General features: G+C 60.4%; 19 protein-coding genes, 2 pseudogenes and 1 riboswitch. Of the genes and pseudogenes, 8 read left to right on the top strand and 13 right to left on the bottom strand.

Annotated features, from left to right (window positions below):
• Nucleotides 1–83: 83 nt before the first annotated feature.
• The 6 genes and pseudogenes from BM364_RS00600 to BM364_RS00575 all read right to left on the bottom strand — a co-directional run bounded on the left by BM364_RS00600 (nucleotide 84) and on the right by BM364_RS00575 (nucleotide 5937).
• Nucleotides 84–1130 (bottom strand): annotated as a pseudogene (locus tag BM364_RS00600) (flavodoxin family protein).
• Between the two features lie 332 nt (nucleotides 1131–1462).
• Complete coding sequence (locus BM364_RS00595; protein WP_092419496.1) at nucleotides 1463–2764, bottom strand: LLM class flavin-dependent oxidoreductase; 1302 nt, start codon at nucleotides 2762–2764, stop codon at nucleotides 1463–1465.
• On the bottom strand, nucleotides 2761–3768 hold the full coding sequence (locus BM364_RS00590) for an ABC transporter substrate-binding protein (protein ID WP_092419493.1): 1008 nt from the start codon (nucleotides 3766–3768) through the stop codon (nucleotides 2761–2763). Before BM364_RS00590 ends, BM364_RS00595 begins: the two co-directional genes overlap by 4 nt.
• Before the next feature lie 3 nt (nucleotides 3769–3771).
• Nucleotides 3772–4521, bottom strand: a complete 750-nt coding sequence (locus tag BM364_RS00585; protein ID WP_092419490.1) for an ABC transporter ATP-binding protein — start codon at nucleotides 4519–4521, stop codon at nucleotides 3772–3774.
• Nucleotides 4518–5312: an ABC transporter permease gene (locus BM364_RS00580; protein WP_092419487.1), complete on the bottom strand. Its 795-nt coding sequence runs from the start codon at nucleotides 5310–5312 to the stop codon at nucleotides 4518–4520. The genes BM364_RS00585 and BM364_RS00580 overlap by 4 nt, the downstream gene beginning before the upstream one ends.
• 16 nt (nucleotides 5313–5328) lie before the next feature.
• On the bottom strand, nucleotides 5329–5937 hold the full coding sequence (locus BM364_RS00575) for a YkoF family thiamine/hydroxymethylpyrimidine-binding protein (protein ID WP_092419484.1): 609 nt from the start codon (nucleotides 5935–5937) through the stop codon (nucleotides 5329–5331).
• A riboswitch (TPP riboswitch) is annotated at nucleotides 5928–6039 on the bottom strand. It overlaps the preceding gene by 10 nt.
• A gap of 194 nt (nucleotides 6040–6233) precedes the next feature.
• Here BM364_RS00575 and BM364_RS18715 point away from each other — a divergent pair.
• Nucleotides 6234–6408 (top strand): annotated as a pseudogene (locus BM364_RS18715) (Glu/Leu/Phe/Val dehydrogenase dimerization domain-containing protein); the annotation flags it as partial.
• Nucleotides 6409–6434: 26 nt separating this feature from the next.
• Here the strand turns inward: BM364_RS18715 and BM364_RS00570 are convergent.
• Nucleotides 6435–8849, bottom strand: coding sequence for a methyl-accepting chemotaxis protein (locus tag BM364_RS00570; protein ID WP_092419481.1), 2415 nt, complete (start codon nucleotides 8847–8849; stop codon nucleotides 6435–6437).
• Between the two features lie 627 nt (nucleotides 8850–9476).
• On the opposite strand from BM364_RS00570, the gene BM364_RS00565 reads away from it, so the two are divergent.
• The 3 genes from BM364_RS00565 (at nucleotide 9477) to dxs (ending at nucleotide 15145) form a co-directional block, all read left to right on the top strand.
• On the top strand, nucleotides 9477–11177 hold the full coding sequence (locus BM364_RS00565; protein WP_175528405.1) for a L,D-transpeptidase family protein: 1701 nt from the start codon (nucleotides 9477–9479) through the stop codon (nucleotides 11175–11177).
• Nucleotides 11178–11348: 171 nt separating this feature from the next.
• Entirely contained in the window at nucleotides 11349–13067 is a 1719-nt protein-coding gene (mepK, locus tag BM364_RS00560; RefSeq protein WP_244542726.1) for a peptidoglycan L,D-endopeptidase MepK, read from the top strand.
• Nucleotides 13068–13216: 149 nt separating this feature from the next.
• Complete coding sequence (dxs, locus tag BM364_RS00555; RefSeq protein ID WP_092419475.1) at nucleotides 13217–15145, top strand: 1-deoxy-D-xylulose-5-phosphate synthase; 1929 nt, start codon at nucleotides 13217–13219, stop codon at nucleotides 15143–15145.
• 167 nt (nucleotides 15146–15312) lie between these two features.
• On the opposite strand, the gene BM364_RS00550 is transcribed toward dxs, so the two are convergent.
• Nucleotides 15313–16452, bottom strand: coding sequence for a glycosyltransferase family 2 protein (locus BM364_RS00550; protein ID WP_092419472.1), 1140 nt, complete (start codon nucleotides 16450–16452; stop codon nucleotides 15313–15315).
• Between the two features lie 154 nt (nucleotides 16453–16606).
• On the opposite strand from BM364_RS00550, the gene BM364_RS00545 reads away from it, so the two are divergent.
• Both BM364_RS00545 and BM364_RS00540 read left to right on the top strand, forming a co-directional pair.
• On the top strand, nucleotides 16607–17761 hold the full coding sequence (locus BM364_RS00545; RefSeq protein ID WP_139232441.1) for a hypothetical protein: 1155 nt from the start codon (nucleotides 16607–16609) through the stop codon (nucleotides 17759–17761).
• Nucleotides 17754–18359 (top strand): hypothetical protein, encoded by a 606-nt coding sequence (locus BM364_RS00540; RefSeq protein WP_139232440.1) that lies wholly within the window; start codon nucleotides 17754–17756, stop codon nucleotides 18357–18359. Before BM364_RS00545 ends, BM364_RS00540 begins: the two co-directional genes overlap by 8 nt.
• Before the next feature lie 11 nt (nucleotides 18360–18370).
• Here BM364_RS00540 and BM364_RS00535 read toward each other — a convergent pair whose 3' ends face one another.
• Nucleotides 18371–18634, bottom strand: a complete 264-nt coding sequence (locus tag BM364_RS00535; RefSeq protein WP_061907597.1) for a DUF2312 domain-containing protein — start codon at nucleotides 18632–18634, stop codon at nucleotides 18371–18373.
• Nucleotides 18635–18791: 157 nt separating this feature from the next.
• On the opposite strand from BM364_RS00535, the gene BM364_RS00530 reads away from it, so the two are divergent.
• Nucleotides 18792–19367 (top strand): DUF1036 domain-containing protein, encoded by a 576-nt coding sequence (locus BM364_RS00530; protein WP_092419464.1) that lies wholly within the window; start codon nucleotides 18792–18794, stop codon nucleotides 19365–19367.
• A gap of 10 nt (nucleotides 19368–19377) precedes the next feature.
• On the top strand, nucleotides 19378–20817 hold the full coding sequence (gene pyk, locus BM364_RS00525; RefSeq protein ID WP_092419461.1) for a pyruvate kinase: 1440 nt from the start codon (nucleotides 19378–19380) through the stop codon (nucleotides 20815–20817).
• Between the two features lie 106 nt (nucleotides 20818–20923).
• Here the strand turns inward: pyk and ykgO are convergent, their stop codons facing one another.
• From ykgO to BM364_RS00505, 4 genes are all read right to left on the bottom strand, one after another.
• Nucleotides 20924–21049 carry a type B 50S ribosomal protein L36 gene (gene ykgO / locus BM364_RS00520; protein WP_046144158.1) on the bottom strand — a complete coding sequence of 42 codons (126 nt, stop codon included), beginning with the start codon at nucleotides 21047–21049 and terminating at the stop codon, nucleotides 20924–20926.
• Between the two features lie 151 nt (nucleotides 21050–21200).
• Entirely contained in the window at nucleotides 21201–21716 is a 516-nt protein-coding gene (locus BM364_RS00515) for a hypothetical protein (protein WP_092419458.1), read from the bottom strand.
• A 10-nt stretch (nucleotides 21717–21726) separates the two neighbouring features.
• On the bottom strand, nucleotides 21727–22527 hold the full coding sequence (locus BM364_RS00510) for a SapC family protein (protein ID WP_092419455.1): 801 nt from the start codon (nucleotides 22525–22527) through the stop codon (nucleotides 21727–21729).
• Between the two features lie 127 nt (nucleotides 22528–22654).
• The gene (locus BM364_RS00505) at nucleotides 22655–24568 is read right to left on the bottom strand and encodes a DUF4214 domain-containing protein (protein WP_092419452.1); all 1914 of its coding nucleotides are present in this window, start codon (nucleotides 24566–24568) and stop codon (nucleotides 22655–22657) included.
• Between the last annotated feature and the right edge of the window lie 296 nt (nucleotides 24569–24864).

Raw genomic sequence — 24864 nt, 5'->3', positions numbered from 1 at the left:
GGCTGGTCAATGCCGGGGGTGACAAGACGACGTTGCCGTCGCTGGCGCATCCTGTTGGTGACATCGGAGAGCGAACGGTAGGCCTATTTATTGCGCGGCTGCACCAACTCACTGCCCGGAATGGCCTGGCGATCATGGTGGGCGAGCAGGGCATCGCGTAGAGTGCGCGCTACATTTTGGACCTCCCTTTGGATCGGCAGGTCTTTATCAAGCGCCTCATGGCTGGTGGCATAGGGCTCCCAGTAGCCGATGTAGCGATCGAGTTCGGCCTTGGGCCCGGCGGGTGCCATTTCCATGAATTTCAGCCAGTCGGATATCGAGCGGCGCACGTCTTTGGCACCCTCAACGTCCCCATGGACGATAACCGCAAACAACCGACCTTTCAGCCGGCGCTGGTAATTCCAGCCATCCAGCTCGACCTGTTTGGCGATGTCGGCATGCTTGCCCTGCGTGAGCGAAGGATCCGGATTGCCGCCGTCAAGGCACACCATGCGGTCCATCATTGCCTTGAGCGGAGAAGAGACCTGATACCAGTTGACCGGACTGACAATCAGCACGGCATCAGCCCGCAGCCACATCGGATAAATCTCATTCATCCAGTCCTGCGACTGGCCTAATGAATAGTTCGGATAGCAGGAGCAAGGGAAATGGCAGAGAGGTGCCGCGGTGGAGAAGCACGCCTTGCAGGGATGGATATTGCGGCCATATTTGGAAATCGTGCGCGACAAATCGAGAACTTCTGTATCAATCCCCGCTGCTTCAAGTTCCGTCTGCGCCAGTTCGACCAAACGGTACGACTTGCTCATTTCGCCCGGACAGGTGTGCTCGCTGCGTGCCGAGCCATTGATCAAAAGCACGCGTTGAGGCCGGTCGCCCAATTCGTAGTCCGCCTGGGCGCGATCGGTGGCGGCTTTGGCCCTTACCCAGTCCTCGGCCAGTTCTTAATCGGGATCGGCATAGCCAAAACCCGCCTTTACCGTGCGCGGTGCCTTGCGCTGGTGTTCATAGGCGTCCCAGGCCGCCTGTGTGATTTCATCGAGCGCATGCTGCAGGGTATCAAAATTGGGATCAATGAATTGCGCTCGAAAGCGAGACTTGAATTCGCTCTCCTCGAGGCGAGGGCTCGGCATGCCCTTGCGTGGCGCAGGAGCGGTGGTCGGGTTAGGAACGTCGTGCTGCATATCGGCCTCCGTCCTTGTGAAATGACCAGCTGAAGAAAGCAGTTCCTCATCTAGTTGTTGCACTTGCAGAAGGTCATTCATCACGGAAAGCGTGACACGGGAATTGCGAGGTTCGGAGTGTGTGCTTCGGATGTCCAATGATACAGACGCCTGCTAATAAGCAGAGACGCCCTGAACGCACTTTGTCAGCTTTCATGCCCAGCAGCTCGTGCGATCAATGTCTGAAAGGGGGCGATGCCGGCACCTCAGAAGTTGCCGCGAAGGTTACCAATCGGATCGACTTAGCGCAAGCGAAGGCGCTGACGGAGAGTAGGCTGATGGTCCACTGCGAACAATTCTTGATCAACGAGCGCGGGGACGACTAGATCGACAAAGCTCTGCAGGTCGTCAGGCATGACCGGGGCCATCACGTTGAAGCCGTCGGCTGCGCCATTGTCGAACCAGAGTTGCATGGTGGCGGCAATATCCGCCCCCGTTCCGACGGCGAGCAGATGACCTCGCCCGCTGGAGAGGCGCATAAGGAGTTGCCGCAGGGTCAAATGGTCACGGCGGGCGATGTTAACCAGAACGGCGACGCGGCTTTGGCTCGACTGGTTCTGTGATGCATCGTCAGCGATAGTATTGGGCAATGGGGCATCAAGATCCGCTTGGGCGAGATCGGTACCGAGAAATTCAGAGAGCTTGGCCAAGACGTGCTCGATGACCATGAAGCTATTCATTTGCCCAAGGCGTTCCTCGGCCTGCTGCTGGGTGGGGGCGGCAATGGGCACGATCCCGGGATAGATCAAGAGACTTTCGGGCGCACGACCATGCTGGAGGGCGCGCGCTTTCATATCTTGGTAGAAGGCTTGGGCATCTACGAGGTCGGACTGAACGGTGAAAACCATGTCGGCATAGCGGGCAGCAAAGTCGCGACCGGCTTCTGAGGCACCGGCTTGTGCAAGGATTGGGCGACCTTGTGGCGAGCGCGGGACGTTGAGCGGACCGCGGCTGCGCACGAAGTGACCGTGGTGGTTGACGGGCTGTACCTTTGCCGGATCGAAATAGCGGCCGGATTGCTTGTCGGCAATGCGGGCGCCTGATTCCCACGAGTTCCAGAGGGCAATTGCGGCCTTGGTGACGTCCGCCGCGCGGGCATAGCGATCGGCGTGATCGGGTATGTCATCCAGCCCGAAATTGTTGGCTTCGAGCGTATTGGAGGAGGTAACGATGTTCCAACCCGCGCGGCCTTTGGTGATGTGATCGAGCGAAGCAAAGCGCCGGGCGAGATGAAAGGGGTGATCAAAGCTCGTCGAGGCCGTACCGATGAGCCCGATGCGGCTGGTGACTGAGGCAAGGGCCGAGAGGATGACCAGCGGGTCCATGGCATCGGAGAGATGCCGATCGGCACTTTGCTGGAGGGCCAGCACGTCGCCCAAGAACAGGGCATCGAAGCCACCCTTCTCGGCGCGACGCGCAATGTCGATCCAGTAGTCGATTGCGGTCGAGGCGAAGGCATCGCTCTCGGGCATGCGCCAGCCAGCCTCATGGCTGCCCAGGCCGAAGATGACGGCATTGAGCCCCATGCGCCGGGTGTTCCTCATGGCGTGGTGCCGAGATAATCGTTGGTATAATAGGCGGTGAAATCAGGCTTGGCGGTTACCGGAGCGCCATTGCCGTCCTTGAGGATGCCGGCATCAAAAAGGAAGGTGCCGACGGCATCCATCTTGGCGGGGTCGATAGTGCCTGCAGTGCCGTTCTCGGCCATGAGATATCGACCGTCGATCAGGGCTTGCAAAGACGCGCGGACGAAGTCGCGGTCGAGCAATACATCGGCGTTGGCGGCGACCAGGATGTCGGTGGCTTCATCGGGATGAGCGACAGCATATTCATAGCCGCGCTGGCTGGCACCGATGAAGGCCTTCGCGGTTTCGGCGTTGTCGGCAAGATAGGCGCTGCTGGTGCCGATGAAATTGGTGTGCTGGTCCGGCACTCCGAAGTCGGCATAGCGGAAGGCGCGCTGCGCCGGTCCGTCGCGCTCGGCTTTGACGCCTTCCCAGGTATAAACTTCGAGGGTGAAATCGACCGCCCCATTGGCGAGGGCTTCATAGGCTGATGTGCCAAGGGTGACCGTTTCGAACTCGCCCGACCCGCCATCGTGGCGAATGATTGTGCCGATAAGCGCGTTTTCCCAGGCGCTGCCAAAGCCACCATAGGTTTTGCCATCGAGATCGCGGGGGGTCTGGATATCCTGCCGGTCGGCACTGAAGACTAGGCGCCCAGTCTCGGTCTGGACCAGAGCATAGGTGGCGACGAGATCGGCGCCAGCCGTGCGCTGGGTAAAAAGGCCGATGGAGCCCAAAATGCCGAAATCGGCGACATGATTGGCAACCAGCGTGCCGGCCGACGTATCGGTATAGGGCAGAATTTCTACAGCGAGTTCGGCCTCGTCGTAGAAGCCCTTCGCCTGAGCGACGTAGAGGCCGATATGGTTGGTGTTGGGCGTCCAGTCGAGGGCTATGGTAACGGGCGTAGATTGGGCGAGGACAGGCGTTATAGCCAGGCTAAGGGCAAGCCCAAGAGCTGGAATCAGGCGGGAAAGGGTCATGGATTAGTCCTCCGGATTGAGCAGGGTCTGCAGGATTTCGGCTTCGATGGCGGCGAGCCCTGGTGAACCGGCGCCCTGGCGCGGGTGATCGATCGGGACTTGGAATTCTTGAGCGACGCGGGCGGGGCGCGCCGAAAGCACATAGATCCGGTCCGACAGGAGCACGGCTTCGCGCACATCATGAGTGATGAGGAGGACCGTCCAGCGGTGGCGGGTCCACATTCCGGCGAGCCAGCGCTGCATCTGGGCGCGGGTGAGTGCATCAAGGGCACCGAAGGGTTCGTCGAGCAGGAGCATGGGGCGCTGCTGGACGACAGTGCGCAGCAAGGCAGCGCGCTGACGCATGCCGCCGGAGAGCTGGGCGGGGTAGTGATCTTCAAAGCCAGCAAGGCCGAACTCGGCGAAGAGCGGGGCGACCCTGGCGCGAGCAGCCTCGCGCCTCAAACCCTGAACTTCGAGGCCAAGCGTTGTGTTGTCGATAATGCGGCGCCAAGGCATGAGCGCATCGCCCTGAGGCATGAAGGCGAAGCGATGCTGGGTGGGCGAAAGGGGCTGGCCATCGTGCAGCATCTGGCCGGCATCGGGTGTGCTGGCGCCGGTAAGCAATTGCAGAATGGTGGATTTGCCGGCGCCGGATGGGCCAAGGATGGAGACAAATTCGCCCGGTTGCACGCTGAGGCTGATATCGGCAAGGACGTCAGTGGGGCCGAAGCTTTTGCTGAGGTGTTGGAGTTCGAGGCGCGCCTGGCTCATGGGCGAATCTCCTTCAGGCGGGCCCAGGGCATGGCGGCGCGCTGCAGGAGCACGGTCGCGCCAAAAAGCAAGAGTGTCAGCGTGGCGCTGACAAAGACTGCCGCGAGTACGAGGTCGGGGCGGAAATTGTTCTTGGCATTGAGGATATAGATCCCAAGTCCTCGGGCCGCGCCGGCATATTCCGCAAAGATCGCCCCTACCACTGCATAGGTTATCGAGATGCGCAGTCCCGCAAAGAAATAGGGCAAGGCCGATGGCAGGCGGGCCATGAGGAAGATCCGCCAGCGCGAGGCGCCCATAGAGGCCAGCAGGGCCGCGATATTGCGATCGGTCGCTTCATAGCCCTGGGCGAGAGCGACCAGCATGGGAAAGAAGGTTACCAGTGCGACCAGGACGATTTTTGGGGTGAGGCCGAAGCCAAACCACAAAACGATCAGCGGCGCGATGGCGACTAGTGGCAGGGTCTGGGTGATGATGAAGACGGGAAACAGGGCCCGTCGCAACGGTCGGCAGAAATCGATGAGGATAGAAAAGAAGAACGCGGCCGCGAGCGATGAAGCGAAGCCGAATGTGGTGGCTTGAAGTGTCGCAAGGCTATGGCGGGCCAGTGCCTCGCGCTGCACGAAACCCTGACCGATGATGCGCGAGGGTGAAGGCAAAGCGGTGGGGGAAATGCCCGACAGCTGCACATAGGCTTCCCAGCCCAGGATCAGTGTAGAAACGGAAGCAGTCGCGGGACCGGCATGACGGAAAAAGCGCGCGAGCAGGCGCGGAAAGGCGGCATTTGACATAGGTCGGCCTTCCGGTTCAGCGGGCGCTGGGGCTGTTGGCCGAAACTGTCAGATCAATGGCGACATGGCCTTGCGGCGAGCCAAAGCGGCAAAATGCCTGCTCGAGCGTGGCGAAGAGGGCGCCGGTATCCCCATTGAGCTTGGTCGCAAAATGCTTGGACTTTTCGAACGTGCCCGACTGCTTGAGGAAGTCGATGCAGCCATAGATCTCGTCCATATGGTTGCCTTGGCCCAGCACATAGAGCGAAAGCTGGGCAACCGAGAATACGCCGATGTCGGGAGCGTCTTGCACGGCGGCTAGCGCTGTGGCCTGCCGTTCGGCTAGGGGCGCTACGGGCCCCTCAAAATGGAAGGAATCGCAAATGGCGTCGTCGGGCTCCCCGGGGCAGCCGCGCGAAATGGTGGCCGAGAGGACACAATGTTTGCCGCTGCGGGCGGCGGCGCTGAAAAGATCGCGCATAGCAGGGAACAGCACTTCGAGAGGGCCGACCAGAAGCGTTGATATGTCATCGGTTTCGATGCGCAACTGATTGCGATAGGGGTCCAACGCGCCCAATGCGCTGGTGATCACGCCGACGAAATCGTCGGTCATGGGATAAAGGGAAATCTGTGCGCCCGAAAACATAGCCCGCCTCGCTCCGCTGGTATTACCCAGATCAGCTAAAGGGTCCGAAGGCTTTTCGCCCTCATCTCAGCCCCGACCTACGGAGCACCCCTGTGGATGAGCGCATCATAGGTGGTGACAGTCGGAGATTGCAAGCCTGCTCAGCGGAGGTCTGTGGACTTATCAAACGTGGGTCGCGTAGTGTCGGCTTTTGGGTGCTGGTTCAGGCTAAGGCAACGACCCGAATGGGGCGCGTCGCGGCCAGACCGCTGTCAAACCCCATTTAGTCGTTCAGTAACCAAGGGCCCCGCTAAAAGGACGACAAAGGGCAGGTCCAGAGCAATCGCCGCGTGAAGTTTAGTTGGCGCTTGGCCCCTACAAGGGCGGCATCCGCTTCCATCCCTCTGTCAATGTCGGAATTATCAAGTCCTCGGCTTCGCATAGACTTTCAAGAACGCGCTCACCGGCATGCCTAATGGTGGAGGCAAGGGTGTGCTTCGCCAGCGCGATACCCTCGTCTAGAACTCGGACCAGTCGCCTTTGATCGCAGTGTTTCCGTGGCTGAGGTAGGATGAGGCTGCAGCTTTAACCTTTTGCTGCAAGCTCCTGTTGCCATCGACTGGCGTTCGTTGCGCCGTCGCGGGCTCCCGGGGCTTAGGCTGGTGAGCCTTGCCAGAATGAAGAGTGAATATGTCTACCACTCGATCGAGCTCGGAGGCCTGCGCTTCGGTCTGCTCGATCGAGGCGTTGATCTCTTCCACGAGGGCCGCGTTGTGCTGTGTCATTTCGTCCATCTGGCGCACCGCCGCGGTGATGCCTTCGATCGAGGAGGCCTGGTCGCGACTGTCCCGAGAAATGCCGTTCATCAGCGCGCTGGTGGTTAAGATCGCATCCAGCATCGAGCCCAGCTTGCCTGAAGCATCTAAGACGAGCTTGGTGCCAGCATTAACCTCTTTGGACGATTGCTCGATCAGTGCCTTGATTTCACTTGACGCCTCGGCCGACGATTGAGCAAGGCGCCGCACTTCCACTGCCACCACTGCAAAGCCCTTGCCTGCTTCGCCAGCACGTGCGGCTTCCACAGACGCGTTCAATGCGAGCAGATTAGTCTGGAAGGCAATGTCATCAATCATGCCGATGATGTTGGAAATTTTCGATGAGGACGAGGTGATCCGCTCCATCGCATTGTTGGCCTGAGCCATGACTTGCCCCCCTTCTTCGGCGGCACGCGAAACTGAATCGGCCTTCTTTGAGGCCTCTTCTGCCTTCCTGGCGTTGTCGACCACCGTGACTGCCATTTGCTCCATAGCTGCCGAGGTTTCCTCGATGGTTGCCGCCTGCTTGCTGGTGCGCTCCGACAGATCGTTAGCACCCGCAAGGATTTCTGCAGTCGCGGCTTTGAGCGAGCCGGATGTGCTGCGCAACTGCCCAACGATCTCCGTAAGTCTGCCGGCTACTGCATTGATGTCAGTCTTCAGCTCGGCGAACGCCCCCTCGTAATGGCCTTCCATGCGTCGGGAGAGATCAGTACTCGCCAATGCACCGAGCACCAGCCGCGTTTCCGCAAGCCCCTTGTCCATAGAGCCCACGAGGTTGTTGACCGAATTGGCCAGACTGTTGAGCTCGCGATCGGGGAATTGCGCAGAAACGCGCCTGGAAAAATCGCCTGCGATCGCCGCATCTACCACCTCGCCGAAGGCCGCTTGCAACTCGACCATCATTTCAGTGCGTTTGCGCTGGTCGCTGATGATCCGGGCAGCCTCGGCCTCGGTCATCCGAGCGACCTCAAGCCCGTTTTCGCGGAACACCTCAACGGCGCGTGCCATGGCGCCGATCTCGTCCTTTCGATGTGCACCTGTTACCTCGACCTCATAGTTCCCACGCGCCAGCAGGTCCATGACCTTGGTGAGGCGCACAATGGGGCGTGCAACCGACGTGCCTACAAATGCAAATGCACCCAGGCCAAGAACAAGTACGATGCCTGCGCCCACCAGCAAGACGTTCCTTTGGTGGATCGAGTTGGCCAGAAGCGTTGCCTCTGGAACGCTAACAAGTACCTTCCAGGCAACGCCATATTGGGCAAGCTCGACGTCAACAGCGACGGCCTGCCAGTTTTCACCATTCTGCTTGATGGTTATTCCACCCGCATCCGCGTTTTGGAGTACGGCCGTTGTCACGCTGTCATCTGCGGATGTTGCCAGAAGGGCGGCGTCCTCGTTGACGACCCAATTGCCGTCTTGGTTGATGACGGAAATTCGGCCAGTTCCCATGGGCTTGATCGAGCCAACAAGGTCAGAGAACAGGCTGCCGTTGAAGTTGACTGCCGCAACTCCGACCGGCCTCCCATCGGCCCGGTGAACGATCGAAATAGTCGTGGTGATCAGACGACCGTCATAAGTGAAAGGCCCCATCAGCTTCGGCTTGTCGGCGGCAACTGGTGCACTAAACCACTCGCCAAACCCCGCCTCTGGCGAATTATCCGGAGTGACGAAGGCGACTTTCCCCGACGCTGGGTCTTTAACGAGATTGATGCCAAAAAACGGGCCTTCGAGGCCGAACTGCGAAGCCATAAGCGTGCCATCGGACAGAGCTGGACTGTCTTGGTTTTGCAGCATCCAGACGCCGACGGCATGCGGCAGCACGGCGAGCTGGTTCTGAAACAGTGTGGCATAGGTTTGTGCCGCCACGCCCGGCTGCTGGGCCAGCGACTGCAACGTCTGCGCCAAGCCATCGGCAGCAGCAGCATGACGCTCGATGATCTGCTCGATCTGCTTGCCCTGCGTTTCAGCCACGCTGTTCAACAGCTGCGTTGCCGATGCCCTATCCGAGATTTCTGTTGAACGCAGCACATAGATAAGGCTCACTGCGAGCACAACGACAAAGACGAACGCAGCTGCACCAACAATCCGGGCGCGCAAATTCAGTTGAGGCATTCAAAACCACTCCGGGGCGTGGCGGCACAGAAGCACTTTGTAGTTAAGATGGCCTAAAGGGTCGGATAAAGTTGGCGGTGGCGGTTCAGATTGGTTCTCGTCTGCTTCTCCCTGGACAGCTCCCACGGCTGGGAACGCACCCATATGGCTTCCTTGGTTGAGCTGGGCCGCCTCATCGCTGGCTATCTCGAGACACCAATCTCAGGCCCATCAATAGATGAAGCTGCGATAGCCCGCTGAGGGACGAAGACAGTGGATACCAAAAGGATGCATGCGAGCCCGCGCGCGAGCGATCCTTCCTAAGCTTGATGACACGCAACACGCCGCCTACGTCGAATTTCGGACTGAGTTGGCACCTGATGGTGCGGCATCGGCGCTCAACAGGCGGACCACGCCGTCCATCAGGGATGGTGTCGAGCTGAGCCTGCACGTACACTTTGCAAAAGGCCGCGGATCCCAGAACTGCGGCCTTTTCCAAGCCTTTGAAAAGGCCGGCGTTGCAGGCTCGCCACACATGAATCTCACAATGATGCGAGCAATTGCTCCCGTTAAACATTCATGCGTAATGATCCCTGCCCGGGTGCAGCCGCGCGCGTCACGCGGATTCTCCCGAGCAAAGGAGCGGAAATGAAGAAGGTTGCGGTTTCTCTGGTCACGCTGATCCTGGCAGCAGGTCTTGCGTCTCCCACCCTGGCGCAGGATGTTGCCAGCATCGAACCCACCGCCATTGTCATCGCTCCGGCACGCACCCCGCTGGCCCGGACCATCAAGGACGGCCTCTCCCAGGCCTATTACAGCGCTGCGCGCGACAGCCAGGCCTATGCCGAGGCGCAAAAGCTCTATTTCCTTTATGGCGAGCGCTATTTCGAACCCATCTGGATCGCATCAGGCGCGAACGGCTCCATCGCCTTTTCTCCTGCGGCTCAAAAGATCGTGGATCTGTTTGAACGCGCGGGCGAAGAAGGTTTGCGTCCCTCGGACTATCTGACGCCGGCTATCGATCTGAGCCGCGCCGGAACCGGCGCACCGGCAGATCTTGCCGCGCTGGAGACTGCTTTTTCCGGCGCTGTTATGCGTTATGCCAATCATCTGCATAATGGCCGCATCAAGCCGCAATCGGTCAGCGACATGCTCGACATCAAGGCCAAGCCGATTGATGAGGCCGCCCTGCTCGAGCGGCTCGCCAACAGCGATGACCCAGCGCCCATCCTAGCCGAGCTTGAGCCAAGACATCCTGAATTTCTCGCACTCAAGGCCGCGCTTGCCAATTTTGATGCGAGCGCCAGCCAGCGGCCTACCCCGATCCAGGCTGGGCCTGTTTTGAGGCCGGGCGGCGACGACCCGCGCGTTCCCGCCATCCGGGCGCGCCTCGAACTGCCCGCCACCGCTTCCAACTTCTATGACGACACGCTCGTAACCGCCGTGGAAGGGTTCCAGGCCAATCTTGGACTTGAAGTCGATGGCATCATCGGACCCGCAACCATTGCGGCTTTCAATGGCGGCCACGCCACCCGGCGCGAGGACATCCTCGCCAATATGGAGCGCTGGCGCTGGATGCCGAGCGATCTCGGCGCCTTCAACGTCTTCGTCAATATCCCCGAGTTCAGCCTCTCGATCCTGCGCAATGGCGCAGAGGAATATTCAACACGCGTGGTCGTCGGCACGACAAAGAACCAGACGCCGGTTTTCTCGGACATGATCCGCCACCTGGTGGTGAACCCCTATTGGAACGTGCCTACCTCCATCGTGCGCGGGGAAATTGCGCCCGCGGTGTTGCGCAATCCGGGCTACACGGACAGCCACAATATGGATCTGCTTTACAACGGCTCGCCGGTCAGCCCCTGGCAGGTTAACTGGTCCCAGGTGAGCACATCCAATTTCCCGTTCCGGGTCCGCCAGCGTCCAGGGGCCGGCAATGCCTTGGGTCAGATCAAGTTCCTCTTCCCCAACAAGCATGACGTTTACCTGCACGACACCCCATCCAAGTCGCTGTTCTCCCGCTCGCTCCGCGCCTTCAGCCATGGCTGCGTCCGCGTCGAGAACCCGATGGAGTTTGCCGGTGCGCTGATGGCCAACGAGCCCAATATCAGCCGCGCCTCGCTCGAATCCATGTTCGGTCCATCCGAGCGCTGGATCAATCCCCAGACCCAGATCCCGGTGCATTTGGCCTATTTCACGCTGCGCGTTGATGATGCGGGCAATATCCGGTCCTTCGGCGATGTCTATGGACACAATGAAAAGCTGATCGCCGCCATGGGGCTGAGCTCCAGCCTGCCGCCCGCTATCGTGGCCGAAGCTGGCCCTGCCGTGGACGAGCTCTCGCCCTGAGGCTTAAGACACCGTTTACATTTTCGCCTTTGTTGCGCCTGTTTTTGCCCTTAATAACGAGGTCGTGAGGGGGCTGACACAGTCGGTTCACACCTGGTTAGCGTTAATCAATTCGATTGTTTTTAGCGCTAACGTCCAACGATACTGGCATTAAACCGGGCAGAGTTTGGCGTGACGGTGACTTCCATTTTCCAGCGTGGGTTTTTTCTGCGGCTTCTGGCAGCCGCATTCATCAGCGTGAGCCTGGGCGCCGCCCCAGCTATGGCCGCGACGGAGCGCGCGCTTTATCTCTACTATACCCACACCAAGGAAACGGCGCGCATCGTCTTCAAGCGCAACGGCCAGTATGTTCAGTCCGGCCTCAACGAACTCAACTACTTTCTGCGCGACTGGCGGCGGAATGAGCCGACCAAGATGGATCCACGCCTCTTCGACCTGATCTGGGAAGTGTATCAGGAAGTGGGCGGCAGTCAGCCGATCAACGTCGTTTCCGCCTACCGCTCGCCAGCGACAAACAAGATGCTGTCCAATAATTCGTCTGGTGTTGCCGACAATTCCCAGCACATGCGCGGCACCGCAATGGACTTCTTCATACCCGGCGTACCGCTGACCAAGCTGCGTGCTGTTGCCATGCGCAAGCAGGTGGGTGGCGTGGGCTACTATCCAAATTCTGGCAGTCCGTTCGTTCACCTCGACACTGGCTCCGTGCGTGCCTGGCCACGCATGACTCGCGCGCAGTTGCAGGAGATCTTTCCCGACGGCCGGACCATGCATTTGCCATCGGACGGCAAGCCGCTATCGCAGGAGGGCTATCAGGTGGCTCTGGCCGAGTGGAAGCGCTGCCACGCCTATCCCTGCAACGGCAATTCCAGCTCCGGCACCCGCGTTGCCGACAATTCTAGCGGCGGCGGCGGCAAGACCCTGATGGACGTGCTGTTTGGCGGTGGCCAGCAGCAACAGCAGCAGGCGGCGCAACAAGCCCCTGCTCCCGTCGCCACCCCTGCTCAAGTTGCCGTTGCAGCTACAGCCCCAGAGCCTACCGCGCCTGCTGTTGCGCCCGTTCCCGCACCGCGGCCCGACAGCATGATGGTTGCAGCCATCGCGCCCGAGGCTCCCATTGCCGCGGCCAAACCCGCCAGCGCACCAATACCGGCCGAACCGGCCTTCGTACCCTTTTCTGCCGTCGGCAGCGCCCCGCTCGATGCGGCGGAACTGACGAGCCCAGTGCCCGCACCGATGCCGCTCGTGAAATCGGAAGCGCTGCGGGTCGCAACAGCTGCCGCCCTGCCCTCGGGTGACGCTGTTACCGCGCTTGCCGCTCTCACCGATATTCCGGTGCCCCGCCCTCCGCTCGAAACGGCAGGCAACGATCAGGTAGCCCTAAGCGCCTATGTCCCCCGCGGTGAAGCGAGCCGCCCCCAAGAAGCTCTCGGCGCGCCGGTATCCGCATCGCTCGCGCCGGCCAATGCCCTGCCTCCGACACCTGCCAGCCGCCTTCCGGTTCTGGCTTCCGTCGGCACATCCTTGCCGACAGAACTAAGCGCCCTGCCCGCAAGCGAGCAGCAGGTGGCAAGCCTCTTTTCAGGAACCTTCAGTGCCGCGCAAGGTGCGCATGTAGGCGACCTGGCCGCTGCCCTCACCGCCCATGTCGGGCGTCCACTCGAAGGCGGCATGCGGGCACCGGATCTCGTGCCGCCCGATTTCGCGCATGTGGTCGACGTCTTTGCTGCGCCCGATACCCTGAGCTCGAGCCATTTCGCCCGGATCGGCGTACGCAACGAAGCCGATTTCGACCCTACTCCGGAAATGGGCGACTATGTGATCGTGATGGGCGCCGGCGATGATACAACAATGGGCAGCGCCGGCCGCTTCGCGCCTGTTGCTAACTGATCGCAAGAGGGCACAAGAGCGCTCCATGAGGTGATCTTGTCCGCATCAAACCTGGTAACGGAAAGAGGCGCCCTAGGCGCCTCTTCTTGCATTGGCACGACCACGCGCCTAAGACAGTACGGTTGCTGCCCCACCAATGGAGCCCCCGCTTGGCCGAGAAGCCGCACACGCCCCTGCTTGATACTGTTCGCACGCCTGCCGATTTGCGGGCGCTGCCCCGCGAACAGCTGCGCCAACTGGCTGATGAGCTCCGCACCGAAGTAATCGACGCTGTCTCCTGCACGGGAGGGCATCTGGGTGCCGGCCTCGGTGTAGTCGAGCTGACGGTAGCCCTCCATGCGGTTTTCGACACCCCACATGACCGGATCATCTGGGATGTCGGCCATCAGGCCTATCCGCACAAGATCCTGACCGGACGACGCGAGCGCATTCGCACGCTGCGCCAGAAGGACGGCCTCTCCGGCTTCACTCGCCGCGCCGAAAGCGAGTACGACCCGTTCGGCGCCGGCCACTCCTCGACCTCGATTTCAGCCGGGCTAGGCATGGCTGTGGCGAGCGAACATCTGGGCACGCCGCGCAATGTGGTGGCGGTGATTGGCGATGGCGCCATGTCGGCGGGCATGGCCTATGAAGCCATGAACAATGCCGGCGACATGGATGCGCGCCTCGTCGTGATCCTCAACGACAACGATATGTCCATTGCGCCCCCGACCGGCGCGCTACGGGCCTATCTGGCCCAGCTCGTATCGAGCCCAGCATATCGCGGCACGCGCGATGCGGCCAAATCCATCGTCAGCAAGCTTCCAAAACCCCTCCACGAACCCGCCCGCAAGACCGAGGAATTCGCCCGTTCCTTCTTTACCGGCGGCACACTGTTCGAGGAGCTTGGCTTTTATTACGTGGGCCCGATCGACGGTCACAATCTCGACCATCTGCTTCCGGTGCTCGACAATGTGCTGGAAATGGAAAAGGGCCCGATCCTGATCCATGTCGTGACCAAGAAGGGCAAGGGCTACGCGCCGGCCGAAGATTCGGCCGACAAGTATCACGGCGTTTCCAAGTTCAACGTCATCACCGGCGCCCAGGCTAAGACGCCTTCCAACGCGCCTTCCTATACCTCGGTCTTTGCCGAGACGCTGATCCAGGAAGCCAAGGCCGATCCGCGCGTCGTCGCGGTCACCGCCGCCATGCCTTCGGGCACCGGGCTTGACAAGTTCGCCGAGCTCTTCCCCGACAGGATCTACGATGTCGGCATTGCCGAGCAGCATGCCGTCACCTTTGCGGCGGGTCTGGCAAGCGAGGGCATGCGTCCCTTCTGCGCTATCTACTCGACCTTTTTGCAGCGCGCCTATGACCAGGTGATTCACGACGTCGCCATCCAGGGCCTGCCTGTGCGCTTCGCCATCGATCGTGCCGGGTTTGTCGGGGCCGACGGCCCCACCCATGCCGGCAATTACGACAGCGCCTATCTCGGCGCTGTACCGGGTATCGTGCAGATGGCTGCGGCTGACGAAGCCGAACTGCGCCACATGGTAGCCACCGCCACTGCCTACGATGCGGGCCCCATCAGCTTCCGCTATCCACGCGGGGACGGCATGGGCGTCGACATGCCCGCGCGTGGTGAAATCCTGCCGATCGGCAAGGGTCGCATTCTGCGCCAGGGCTCGACGGTCGCACTTCTTTCCTATGGCACGCGCCTTGGCGAAGTCTTGGCTGCCGCCGACAAGCTCGCAGCCCTGGGCTTCAACCCAACCATCGCCGATGCGCGCTTCATGAAGCCGCTCGACGAGGACCTGATCGCCAGTTTGGCTGGGAACCATGATGTGCTGATCACCACCGAAGAAGGTGGGCTTGGCGGCTACGGCAGCCACGTCGCAACCTTCCTTGCGAGCAACGGTCTGCTCGATGGCAAGGTGCGGTTCCGCCCGCTCATGATTCCGGATCGATTTGACGAGCATTCAAGCCAGGGCGACATGTATGCCGCAGCGGGCCTGGACCGCGCCGGCATTGTCGCCACCGCGCTCAAGACGCTCGGCTACGACGACGCGGCAATGAAGGCAGCTCTGGCCCAGGCCTGATGCTGCCGCCGCGTCTCTCAGGCACTCTTTCCTTCTCCCCTGAGGGGAGAAGGTGACGCGCAGCGTCGGATGAGGGGTTCAGATCAGATCTCTGAGGGGTTTCACCCTCACCCCACTGAACTCGGTGGGTTGAGGGGCGAAACCAAGTGGCAAGAAGGCCACCAGTCCTACTTCCAGGTAAACGCCCGCGTCACGGCGTAGTTGAACACCGAGCTCATGATCGCTCCGGCTAGGCCGGCGACAAAGGTCTGGTGGTCCCACTGATAAATGGCATTGGCAACCGAGATATTGGCGATGCCGCCCAAAGCGCAGATGGCGCAAAAGCTCAGGAAGCCGGTGATGAGCTTGGCCCCTCTCAGCTTGCGATCTGCATAGGTGAGGTTGTTGTTGAGCACGAAATTCCAGGCCATGGCGATCAGTGTCGCCGCGATCTGGGAGACGACGAAGCCTTGGGAGAGAACGGATGTGAAAAAGGCGAGCGCAGCAAGGTGCACGACAACGCCCGTGCCACCGACCAGCCCGAACAGCAAAAAGCTCGGTGGCAAGGCACCACCGGTCATTTTCGATACCCATAGACCCAAATACTGGATCACGATCAGCGGGTTCATCTTGCTTTCACCCGCATGACGCGGGCGGAAAGTATAGGGCACTTCGGCGATACGGAGCGGCCTACCCATGCGTGCCGAGGTCACGATCAGATCAATCAGGATCTTGAACCCGTCGCTGGCCAGCCGCGGCGCTGCCGCAAGCGCGGCCTCGCGCCGGATCAGAAAGAATCCGCTCATTGGATCGCTCACCGCTTGCCCCGCGATCATGCCGGCAAGTCGATTGGCAAGGTTGCTGCCGGAAAGACGCGTTTGACTCAGGCCCGAACCGGCTGATCCACCCTCGGCAAAACGCGACCCCACCACAAGATCGGCGCCCGCAACGGCCGCTTCGAGCATCTGCGGCAGGATCGCCTCGTCATGCTGCAGGTCGGCATCGATAACGGCAACAAAGGGCGCCGACGTCACCGCCATGCCCTCAACACAAGCCGAAGCAAGCCCACGGCGTCCAAAACGGCGCAAACAGCGGATGTTGGCATAAACCCGGCTCAATTCGTTGACGACCTCGGCTGTCCCATCAGGACTGTCGTCGTCAACGACGATCATCTCCCAAGGCGTATCGCCCAGAGCCAGCGCCACCTTCTCGTAAAGCAGCTCAACGTTGTCCCGCTCGTTATAGGAGGGAACGATGACGGCGAGTTGGGGAGGGTGAAACGTCGTCTGCGTGTCGAGAAGGACTTCGCTTACGGAACCGATCGACATTTTCTGGAGCAACTCTGAGTGAGGGCATCGGATTAAAAGCACGCCCGCGGTTTTAAGTTGCAATGAGATTTCACATGACAGGGTTGCACGCCGCGCAGATGTGGCTGGTCAGTCTTTGTGCCAAGTGACACACTCTCCCATGGCAGGAGGGGCCATGTATTCACCCAGCTTAGATCCACGCGAGGACAGACCCAGTGCTCTGATCCTCTTGCTGCCGCTCGCTTTTGTCCTAAGTGGCACGATCATCCGCTTCCTGGCCTTTCGCCATGCCCAGCCGGACGCTGAGTGGACGCAATATTTCGACGCGCTCTGCCGCTGGGACTGCGTTTGGTATGTGCGGATGGCCGAAACGGGCTACGATCCCTTCCCCGTGCCTGCAAGGGTAACGGCCGGCAATTGGGCTTTCTTTCCGTTTTATCCGATGCTGGTGGGGCTGATCGGCAAGCTTATTCCCCTGCCCACGATCGTCCTTGCCAATCTCGTCTCGATCGTGACGGCCTATGCGGCCGTTGTTGCGGCCTGGCCGCTTCTTGGCAAGCACGTGCGGTCCTACACGCTCTATGCCGCCTTCATCCTGTCCGGGCCAGTTTCCTTTTATTTCACGACCTTCTTTACCGAGGTTATGTTCGTGCTGCTCACGACCCTCGTGTTCCGTGCGCTCGGGCGCTCGAACTATCTCGGAGCGGCAGCGGCCGCCGCGCTTCTGTCCGGCACGCGCATCGTCGGCGTCTTCTCCTCGCTTTCCATCGGAGTGAAGGCTCTGATGGATTTTCGCGCCCGCACCGGCGGATGGAAAGGGGTGTTCGGGGGCCTCCTCGGCCAGCCCCGGCTGGTCCTCGCTATCTTCCTCTCTCCGCTAGGGCTCTTCGCCTATATGGCCTTCCTCCACCACTGGATCGGCGATGGCCTCGCCTTCAGCCACACCCAGCGCGCCTGGGGACGGCAGATCGCCAATCCATTCACCTATCTTTGGGAAGGCTTGGTCAATCTGCCGACCAACGGAGCCTGGTTCAGCAATGCACAGATTCTGGCACTCGCCGCCGTCACTGGCTTGCTGGTCACGGGCGTTCTGGCCATGCGTCGGCAATGGCCGGCAGTTATTTTCTGCCTTCTCTGCATCTTCATCCCGCTTGCTGCGGGTCTGGCTTCCATGCTGCGTTTCATGAGCGGCATGGCACCGCTTATCATTACCTTGGCAACGCTTCTTGGGCGCTTTCGTCTGGTCTTTGCCCTAAGCCTTGTGGCCTTGCTTGTGGGGGCCTGGTTTACCACCTTGGCCTGGCTGGGAGGCAATGTTGCGCTTGTCTGATCGCTCCCCACTCACCCTTGCCGCCTATGCCCTTGCTGCGGCCCTAGCGCTCTTGGAGCTGGCAGTTCTCTGGCAGGCCCTCCACCCGCATGTGCCCGCGCACTATCGCGCCTATTATATCGACAGGACCACGACCTGCCTGCCCCAGCCGGTCAGCGGCGACTATGTGCTGGGCGCCGAACTGAACTTCCGCTCGGGCGGCGACAATACGCGCGAGAACCGCCCCTGCGGCTGGGATGGCCCGGCAGGCGATGGCATGCACTCGATTGGAGAAACCTCCCGCCTGCGGCTTGCTGCAGGAGGAGGGCAGAACCTGACGCTGATGCTGGAACTGACCGGCGTCACCCTACCCGGCCCAGAAAGGCAGCGGGTGATCGTCTCGGCCAACGACACACATTTAGATGAAATTTCGGTGATCCCCGGAGAAACCGATCGGTTCTCCTTCGACATCCCGGCAGCTTTGGTGGGCGAGACCGGGTTTGTCGATATCGCGCTCGATTATCCTGATGCGATCAGCCCAGGCAAGCGCGTCGCCAATACCTACTGGCGTTCGGTCAAACTGACCGCAGCATCCCTCAGCCCGGCCGCACCGGGCTGAGAGGCGCAGATTCAACGCTCGGGCGGCGCTTCGACCATGCCCAAGGCAGACATATAGAGCTCAAGCAAGGCTTCCTGTTCCATGCGCTCATTGGCATCCTGCTTGCGGATCGTCACGATCTTGCGCAGGATTTTCGTGTCAAAGCCATTGCCCTTGGCCTCGGCGTAGATTTCCTTGATATCGGCGGCGATGGCCGCTTTTTCTTCTTCCATACGCTCGATGCGCTCAATGAAGGCGCGGAGCTGATCCTGGGCGACGCTGTCTTCGACGGCCATCGTAAACCTCTTTTTGTGCTGGCCACCTTGAACCGCATGCGCAAGCCCCGTTCAAGCCCTTGACGGACAATTCCTCACAGCCGCGCTCCGGCGCGCCCGCAATTCCGCCAAATGCCGGCTTTAGCCATTGACCTTGCCTTCACCATCGGTTCAAACAATGCGGTCTTTTCCCCAATCGCGTGGCCTGCCCGTGCATCGTCTCTGCCTCGGCTCGACCATTCTGCCCCTCCTTGCCGGCGGTTTTTTCCTTGCCGCCCCTGCTCCTGCCCATGCCGACCTGCGCATCTGCAATCAATCAGCCAATGTCGTGTCAGTTGCGCTCGGCTATCGCGCCGAGCGGGGCTGGATGAGCGAAGGCTGGTGGCAGACGTCGCCCGGCGATTGCCGCGTGCTCTATCAGGGGGACCTGGCACGCCGTTTCTATTACATCTACGCCGTCGACGATATTGCGGGCGGTGCCTGGGACGGCCAGGTCTTCATGTGCACCCGCGACGAAACCTTCACAATATTCGGGGTTGAGGATTGTCTCGCGCGGGGCTATGAGCGCACCGGGTTCTTTGAAATCGATACCCAAAACCGGACAGACTGGACGCTGCAGCTCACCGAGAGCGCTGGCGCCCCCAATATTGTCGGCCCGGGCGAGGGAGAAGATCTCGAGGAACCGGCCTTCCTGGTCGATACCGAAGATGCCGATCAGGTGGTTCCCATGCCGCCGCCACCGCCAGACAGATAATGGATACGCCATGAGACGGATCAGACGCGCGAAGATCCTCGCCACCCTCGGGCCTGCAAGCAACGAGGAAAAGATGATCGAGGAGCTGGCCAAGGCCGGTGCGGACGTTTTCCGCATCAACATGAGCCATGCCAGCCACGAACTGATGCACCAGACCGTGCAGCGCATCCGCAGCGTGGAAGCCCGTCTCAAGCATCCCCTTGGCGTGCTTGTCGACCTTCAGGGCCCCAAACTGCGTGTCTGGAAGTTCGCCGAAGGCGCGGTAACCCTGGTGGCCGGCCAGAAGTTCACGCTCGACAGCGAGAAGAACGACAACGGCAATTCAGAGCGCGTCTATCTCCCTCACCCCGAGATCATCGAGAGCGTCTCCGTTGGCGACCGTCTTCTTCTGGACGATGGCAAGCTGCAACTCAAGGCGACTAAAGTCGGAGGCGGCGTTATTGAGACCGAAGTGGTCTATGGCGGCAAGCTTTCCGACAAGAAGGGCGTATCCCTGCCCGATACGCTCTTGCCGACCGGTGCGCTGACCGAAAAGGACCACGCGGACCTTCTCGAAGGCCTCAAGGCCGAAGCCGACTGGATCGCCCTTTCCTTCGTGCAGCGGCCCGAAGATATCATCGACGTGCGCAAGATCGTACAGGGTCGCGCTGGCGTCATGGCCAAGATCGAGAAGCCGCAGGCCATTGATCGGCTGGAAGAAATCGTCAAGCTCTCGGACGCGATCATGGTCGCGCGTGGCGATCTCGGCGTTGAACTGCCGCTCGAGACCGTGCCGGGCCTGCAAAAGCGCATGATCCGCATGTGCCGCCGCTATGGCAAGCCGGTGGTCGTTGCCACACAGATGCTGGAATCAATGATCACCGCGCCGGTGCCGACCCGTGCGGAAGTTTCGGACGTTTCGATTGCCGTTTTCGAAGGCGCCGATGCGGTTATGCTTTCGGCCGAGAGCGCTTCGGGCCAGTACCCGATTGAAGCGGTGGCGACGATGAACAAGGTGGCTGTCGCGGTCGAGAGCGATGCCAATTATCGCAACATCATCCGCGCGGCCCAGACCGAGCCGGAAGCCACCGCCGCCGACGCCATTTCGGCGGCCACCCGCCAAGTGGCGGAAACGCTGGATCTGGCAGCTATTGTCACCTACACGGCCTCGGGCTCAACCGGCATTCGTGCGGCGCGTGAGCGGCCTTCCAAGCCGATTATTGCGCTGTCTCCGAATCTGAGGACCATTCGCCGCCTGTCGGTCGTCTGGGGCATTCACTGCGTCCAGACCGAAGATGCTGTGAGCCTTGAAGATATGGTCGATCGGGCTTGTGTTATTGCTTATCAGGAGGGGTTTGCGCGGCCGGGGGATCGGATTGCGATCACGGCGGGCGTGCCGCTTGGGACGCCTGGGGCAACGAATATGCTGCGGATTGCCTTTGTGCGGCAGGACGGGGCCGGGTCGAGCTGAGGGCTCGCGGATGGTTTGGAGGGCCCGCTTCGGCGGGCCTTTTTTATGGCTGGAATAAAGAAAAGGCCCGCCGAAGCGGGCCTTTTAATCTAACCAAAGCAGAGGCTTAGCCCTGGCGGGCCTTGAAGCGCTTGTCCACCTTGTTGATGATGTAAACGCGCCCGCGGCGGCGGACGAGCTTGTTCGCGCGGTGGCGCGTCATCAACGCCTTCAGCGAGTTTGTTACCTTCATCGTCGTATTCCCTGGTCAAACAAAAGGGGCGCCAAGGCGCCCGGAAACTGGGCTCTTCATAGGCAAGTCTGGGGGCCGTGTCAACGCGCTTTCGCTAGCATCTGGGTAACACGAAAGGGGGTAAAAGCCGCTATTGGTGGCGAATCGGTAGCTAGTTGACGACAAGCGCGCCGTGCGTGTCGTTCAGCCATGGGGCAGTGACCGGCAGCGCCCATTGAGCGAGCTCGGACTGGCGGCGGAGAAGATCGACCACCTGATGCATTTCGGCGCGCGAGAGCACCAGCACGCCGACTGTGAGCGCGGCGGGGGTGCGGAAGGCGAGACGGAACGTGGTGGGGAGGGTCGCGATATCGACCGCCTCGATCAGGTGCGCGGGCCCTGGCGGCGGGAGGGCGGTGGGCGCGGCCGGGGAAACGGCAGCGGCGGCGATGGCGCCCTGCCGCTCCATGCCGACGACATCGTTTCGCAGATCGGCCGGGGCCTGGGCAGCGGTGGCGCTCGAGCGGGCGAGAACACCCGCAAGGCCATTGATCAGGAGACCGGTGAGCCGCCGCGTGAGATGGAGCGCCTCTGTCCCCTCCCCCAACCAGAGCACGAGACGATCCTCGGCCTGGCTATAGCCCAGAGTGAGTTGTGTGGTGGATGGCGCTCCGGCGTCTGGCAGCACGGCGCGAGGCCTAGTCGTCCTTGAGCATGGCATCCCAGTCGATTTCGTCTTCGTGCTTGTCGGCCGAGAACATGGATTTGACCTGATCGGCCTGGAGGGCGTGCTGGGCGGCGTGGTGCGCCTGGAGGCGGGCGAGTTTGCCGAGCTTGTCGATATTGGCCATGGAGAGCAATTGCGCATAAGCCAGCGCCAGAACGCCGTCGGAGCGGAGGGAGGCGAAGGTTTCGGCGTCGAGCGCAGCGAGCTTAGTTTCGCTGACGCGCAGGAGGCCAGCGACGGGAATTTCAATATCGCCGTCCTTCAATTTGAGCGGCCAAGGCTCCAGAAGCTCATGCTGGCTGAGCATAGCGACGGCTTTGGTGGCTTGCTCAAGGCCGCTGTTAATTCGGATGAGGAAGTTGAAGGTTTTCTGCACTGCGTCAGTTGGTTTGCCTTCTGAAGTAAAGAAAGCTTCGCCTTCGACGCCGGAGGCTATCAGACCGCTGGCATGGTCAAAGCCCAAAGCCCACTTGCCTTCAGTGGCCGGCAGGAGCTTGAAGGGAAAACCGCGAAGCACAGCGGGCATGTAGTCGCCGAGCCAACGTCCATCTGGGCCAACAAATACATTCTTACCCTGCTGAAGGCCTGTGAGCGCTATTAGCGAGGTTGTGGGCCCCTTTGCAAAAGCCAGCGGCAGACTGACCGAGGCGGCAGCAAGTTCCTCTAGAGCCACTGGCACCATAAGCACGTCTGCAGCGAAGCGGTAATCCGCGTTGGCGAGCCAACGCTTGCTCCCGTGGACCGAATGTCGGAGTGGCTGAATATCTGACAACTTAAGCTTCTCCTTCGAACTTTATCGATCGGTAGGTACGTCTCTATCAGTCCAGCCATAAAGCGAATAGCCCCGCAGTCCAAGACTGCGGGGCCAACTTCATGCCGATTTCTAATCAGCGAAGCGTTTATGCGATGCTGAAGTAGCCGTTTGCAAACGACACGTCGTCTGCATTCACACCGGTCAGCGTGATAACGGTGCCGTTAAAGGAACCGTCGGTATCGCTACCGTCAAACGCAGCAGTTTCGAACGACAGAACGGTGTTGGCGCCAACCTGCTGAATGAACACTTCAAGCACAGTTGCAGAACCATAAGCCTTGGTCGACAGGGTGTCAGTCGCAGCCAGCTCAACCAGAGTGTATGCCGAACCAACGTAGATCACGTCGTCGCCAATCTGGCCGAAGTTGGCAACAGTAAATGTTGTGCCCGAATCCTGCGTGAACAGATAGACGTCATCTGCAGAGGTGAACGCATCATTTTCGGAGATCAGGTTCAAGCCCAGACCACCATTAGCAGGAGAGTTGGTGATGGCTTCTTCGGCAGCAGTAACCGCTTCCACCAGATCCGAGATCTGGTCATTCAGGTCGCCAGCCGCTTCCCAAACCTCGATCGCATCTTGAAGATCAGCCAGGGCTTCCTGAGCGTCGACAAGATCCTGGCGAGCGTCAAGGACACCCTGAGCGTTAGGCGCAGCTACAGTGCCGCCAGTAGCAGCAAGGTCGATCGTAACAACAGTGCGACCGTCTACCTGAGCGTCAGTGATCGCATCAGGAGCAATGTCTGTAGTGGTAAGGTTGGCGTTGCCGCTCTCGAGCTGCAGAACGCGAAGAACAGCGTTATCCAGAGCAGTTTCGGCCTGCGTAGCAGCCGTGGCCGTTGTGGTTTCAGCCTGAAGGGCTGCCAAGTAGGCGTCGAAGCCGACCAGACCAGTGGGAAGTGTAGTGTTCGCAACCCAGACGCCATTGGTCAGAGTGGCCAAGGTAACTGCAGAGCCACCAGCCGGTGTGAATTCGAGAGTGTTGCCGCCAGTTACAGCAAGAGCACCGTCGTTTACAGCTTCGAAGCGCGCAGCTTCGCCGTCTTCAGTCACGTCGGCGGCGATCGCAGCGTCGTTTGCCACTTCAAATGCAGCAGCGCGGGACTCAACGGCATTGATAGCAGTCAAAAGCGCCGAGCTTACGCCAGCTTCTGCGGTCCGAAGTTCAGCGGTTTCCTTGGTGATCACATCCTGAGCAGCCTTGAGGCCGTCGTTGATGAGACCCTGCTGCGTAGCCGCACCTGCACTTGCGAAGCCAGGATTGTTAAGTTCAGCACCAACTGCAGCCGTAGCAGCATTAAAATACGACGTAACGTCGCCCACTTCAGCATCGCCGGCTTCGACGTCAATGGTACCATCGAGATTGGTGTCGAGTTCCAGGTCTGCCAGCGCATCGGACAGAGCTTCACGAGCATCGAAAAGGTCTGCAAGTGCAGCATCCAGCGAGGCTGGAGCACCGAAAAGATCTTCGATGGTTGCGAGAGCAGCATCAACCGAAGCCTGGGTAGCACCAACGCCATCGAGGATCGTGTTGGCCGAGGCCTTAGCAGCGTCGTTAAATTCAAAGCCCGACTGAGCCTTGGCACCTTCGTACCAAGCCAGACCAACGGTCACCTTGTTTGCCAGGATCTGGCCATCGGTGTTGTTGGTGTTGGTGTTGGCGTTTGCCTGGATCGAGGCAATGATTTCGCCCGGCGAACGGAGGCCGGTCAGGAGCTCATTGGAGTAGAAAGCCAGACCATCGGCATCGATCGAACGATTGAAGAGGTTCTGGTAAACAGCTTCAAGGAAAGCACCGACAGAACCAGCCGACGGGTTGCTCATGGCCAGCCAGGGATAGGCGGCAATGGCTTCCGGCGAAGCGGCAAACGAGTCAGCAATGTCCGACAGGGACACGCCAGCTTCGACGCGGCCGACCCAGTAGTCCAGACCTTCCGGCTCGGGAGCACGGTTGTAGTAGCCGATGTAGAGCTGAGCGATCAGCTGAGCGGTAGTGAGTGCCATTGGAAATGTTCCTTTAACAATGACGTTTGCTTTCGTGCAGCAGAGTGACCTGCCGCACGGGCTTTCCTCCAGCCGCCGAGGGACACCGCCGAAACGATAGCCCGCCGCAAGCGACTGCGAAGTTTAGACAGAAGGACTGAAGATCTCCCCCACTCCCTCCAAGATACGGCGCCGGGATATTGCGATTCTCGCAGTTGAGCCCCGTATGCCCGGCAATGTGTGTACTCAAAGCCGATGCGCCGCACAAGAGGGGTGTATAGTATTTTTCATACCAAGGGGAATTGACCGGAAACCGG

This window comes from Devosia crocina, from assembly GCF_900116545.1.
Classification (GTDB): Bacteria; Pseudomonadota; Alphaproteobacteria; order Rhizobiales; family Devosiaceae; genus Devosia; species Devosia crocina.
Note: the sequence above shows the minus strand (reverse complement) of the source record. Positions and strands in the feature narration are given on the sequence as shown.

What these genes read in the sequence shown, in the direction of transcription:
- BM364_RS00545 (WP_139232441.1), top strand. Translation starts at nt 16,607, where the DNA reads ATGTATTCACCCAGCTTAGATCCACGCGAGGACAGACCCAGTGCTCTG.
- BM364_RS00535 (WP_061907597.1), bottom strand. Translation starts at nt 18,634, where the DNA reads ATGGCCGTCGAAGACAGCGTCGCCCAGGATCAGCTCCGCGCCTTCATT.
- BM364_RS00595 (WP_092419496.1), bottom strand. Translation starts at nt 2,764, where the DNA reads ATGAGGAACACCCGGCGCATGGGGCTCAATGCCGTCATCTTCGGCCTG.
- pyk (WP_092419461.1), top strand. Translation starts at nt 19,378, where the DNA reads ATGAGACGGATCAGACGCGCGAAGATCCTCGCCACCCTCGGGCCTGCA.
- BM364_RS00565 (WP_175528405.1), top strand. Translation starts at nt 9,477, where the DNA reads ATGAAGAAGGTTGCGGTTTCTCTGGTCACGCTGATCCTGGCAGCAGGT.
- BM364_RS00570 (WP_092419481.1), bottom strand. Translation starts at nt 8,849, where the DNA reads ATGCCTCAACTGAATTTGCGCGCCCGGATTGTTGGTGCAGCTGCGTTC.
- BM364_RS00575 (WP_092419484.1), bottom strand. Translation starts at nt 5,937, where the DNA reads ATGTTTTCGGGCGCACAGATTTCCCTTTATCCCATGACCGACGATTTC.
- ykgO (WP_046144158.1), bottom strand. Translation starts at nt 21,049, where the DNA reads ATGAAGGTAACAAACTCGCTGAAGGCGTTGATGACGCGCCACCGCGCG.
- BM364_RS00550 (WP_092419472.1), bottom strand. Translation starts at nt 16,452, where the DNA reads ATGTCGATCGGTTCCGTAAGCGAAGTCCTTCTCGACACGCAGACGACG.
- BM364_RS00530 (WP_092419464.1), top strand. Translation starts at nt 18,792, where the DNA reads ATGCGGTCTTTTCCCCAATCGCGTGGCCTGCCCGTGCATCGTCTCTGC.
- BM364_RS00580 (WP_092419487.1), bottom strand. Translation starts at nt 5,312, where the DNA reads ATGTCAAATGCCGCCTTTCCGCGCCTGCTCGCGCGCTTTTTCCGTCAT.
- BM364_RS00590 (WP_092419493.1), bottom strand. Translation starts at nt 3,768, where the DNA reads ATGACCCTTTCCCGCCTGATTCCAGCTCTTGGGCTTGCCCTTAGCCTG.
- BM364_RS00585 (WP_092419490.1), bottom strand. Translation starts at nt 4,521, where the DNA reads ATGAGCCAGGCGCGCCTCGAACTCCAACACCTCAGCAAAAGCTTCGGC.
- BM364_RS00505 (WP_092419452.1), bottom strand. Translation starts at nt 24,568, where the DNA reads ATGGCACTCACTACCGCTCAGCTGATCGCTCAGCTCTACATCGGCTAC.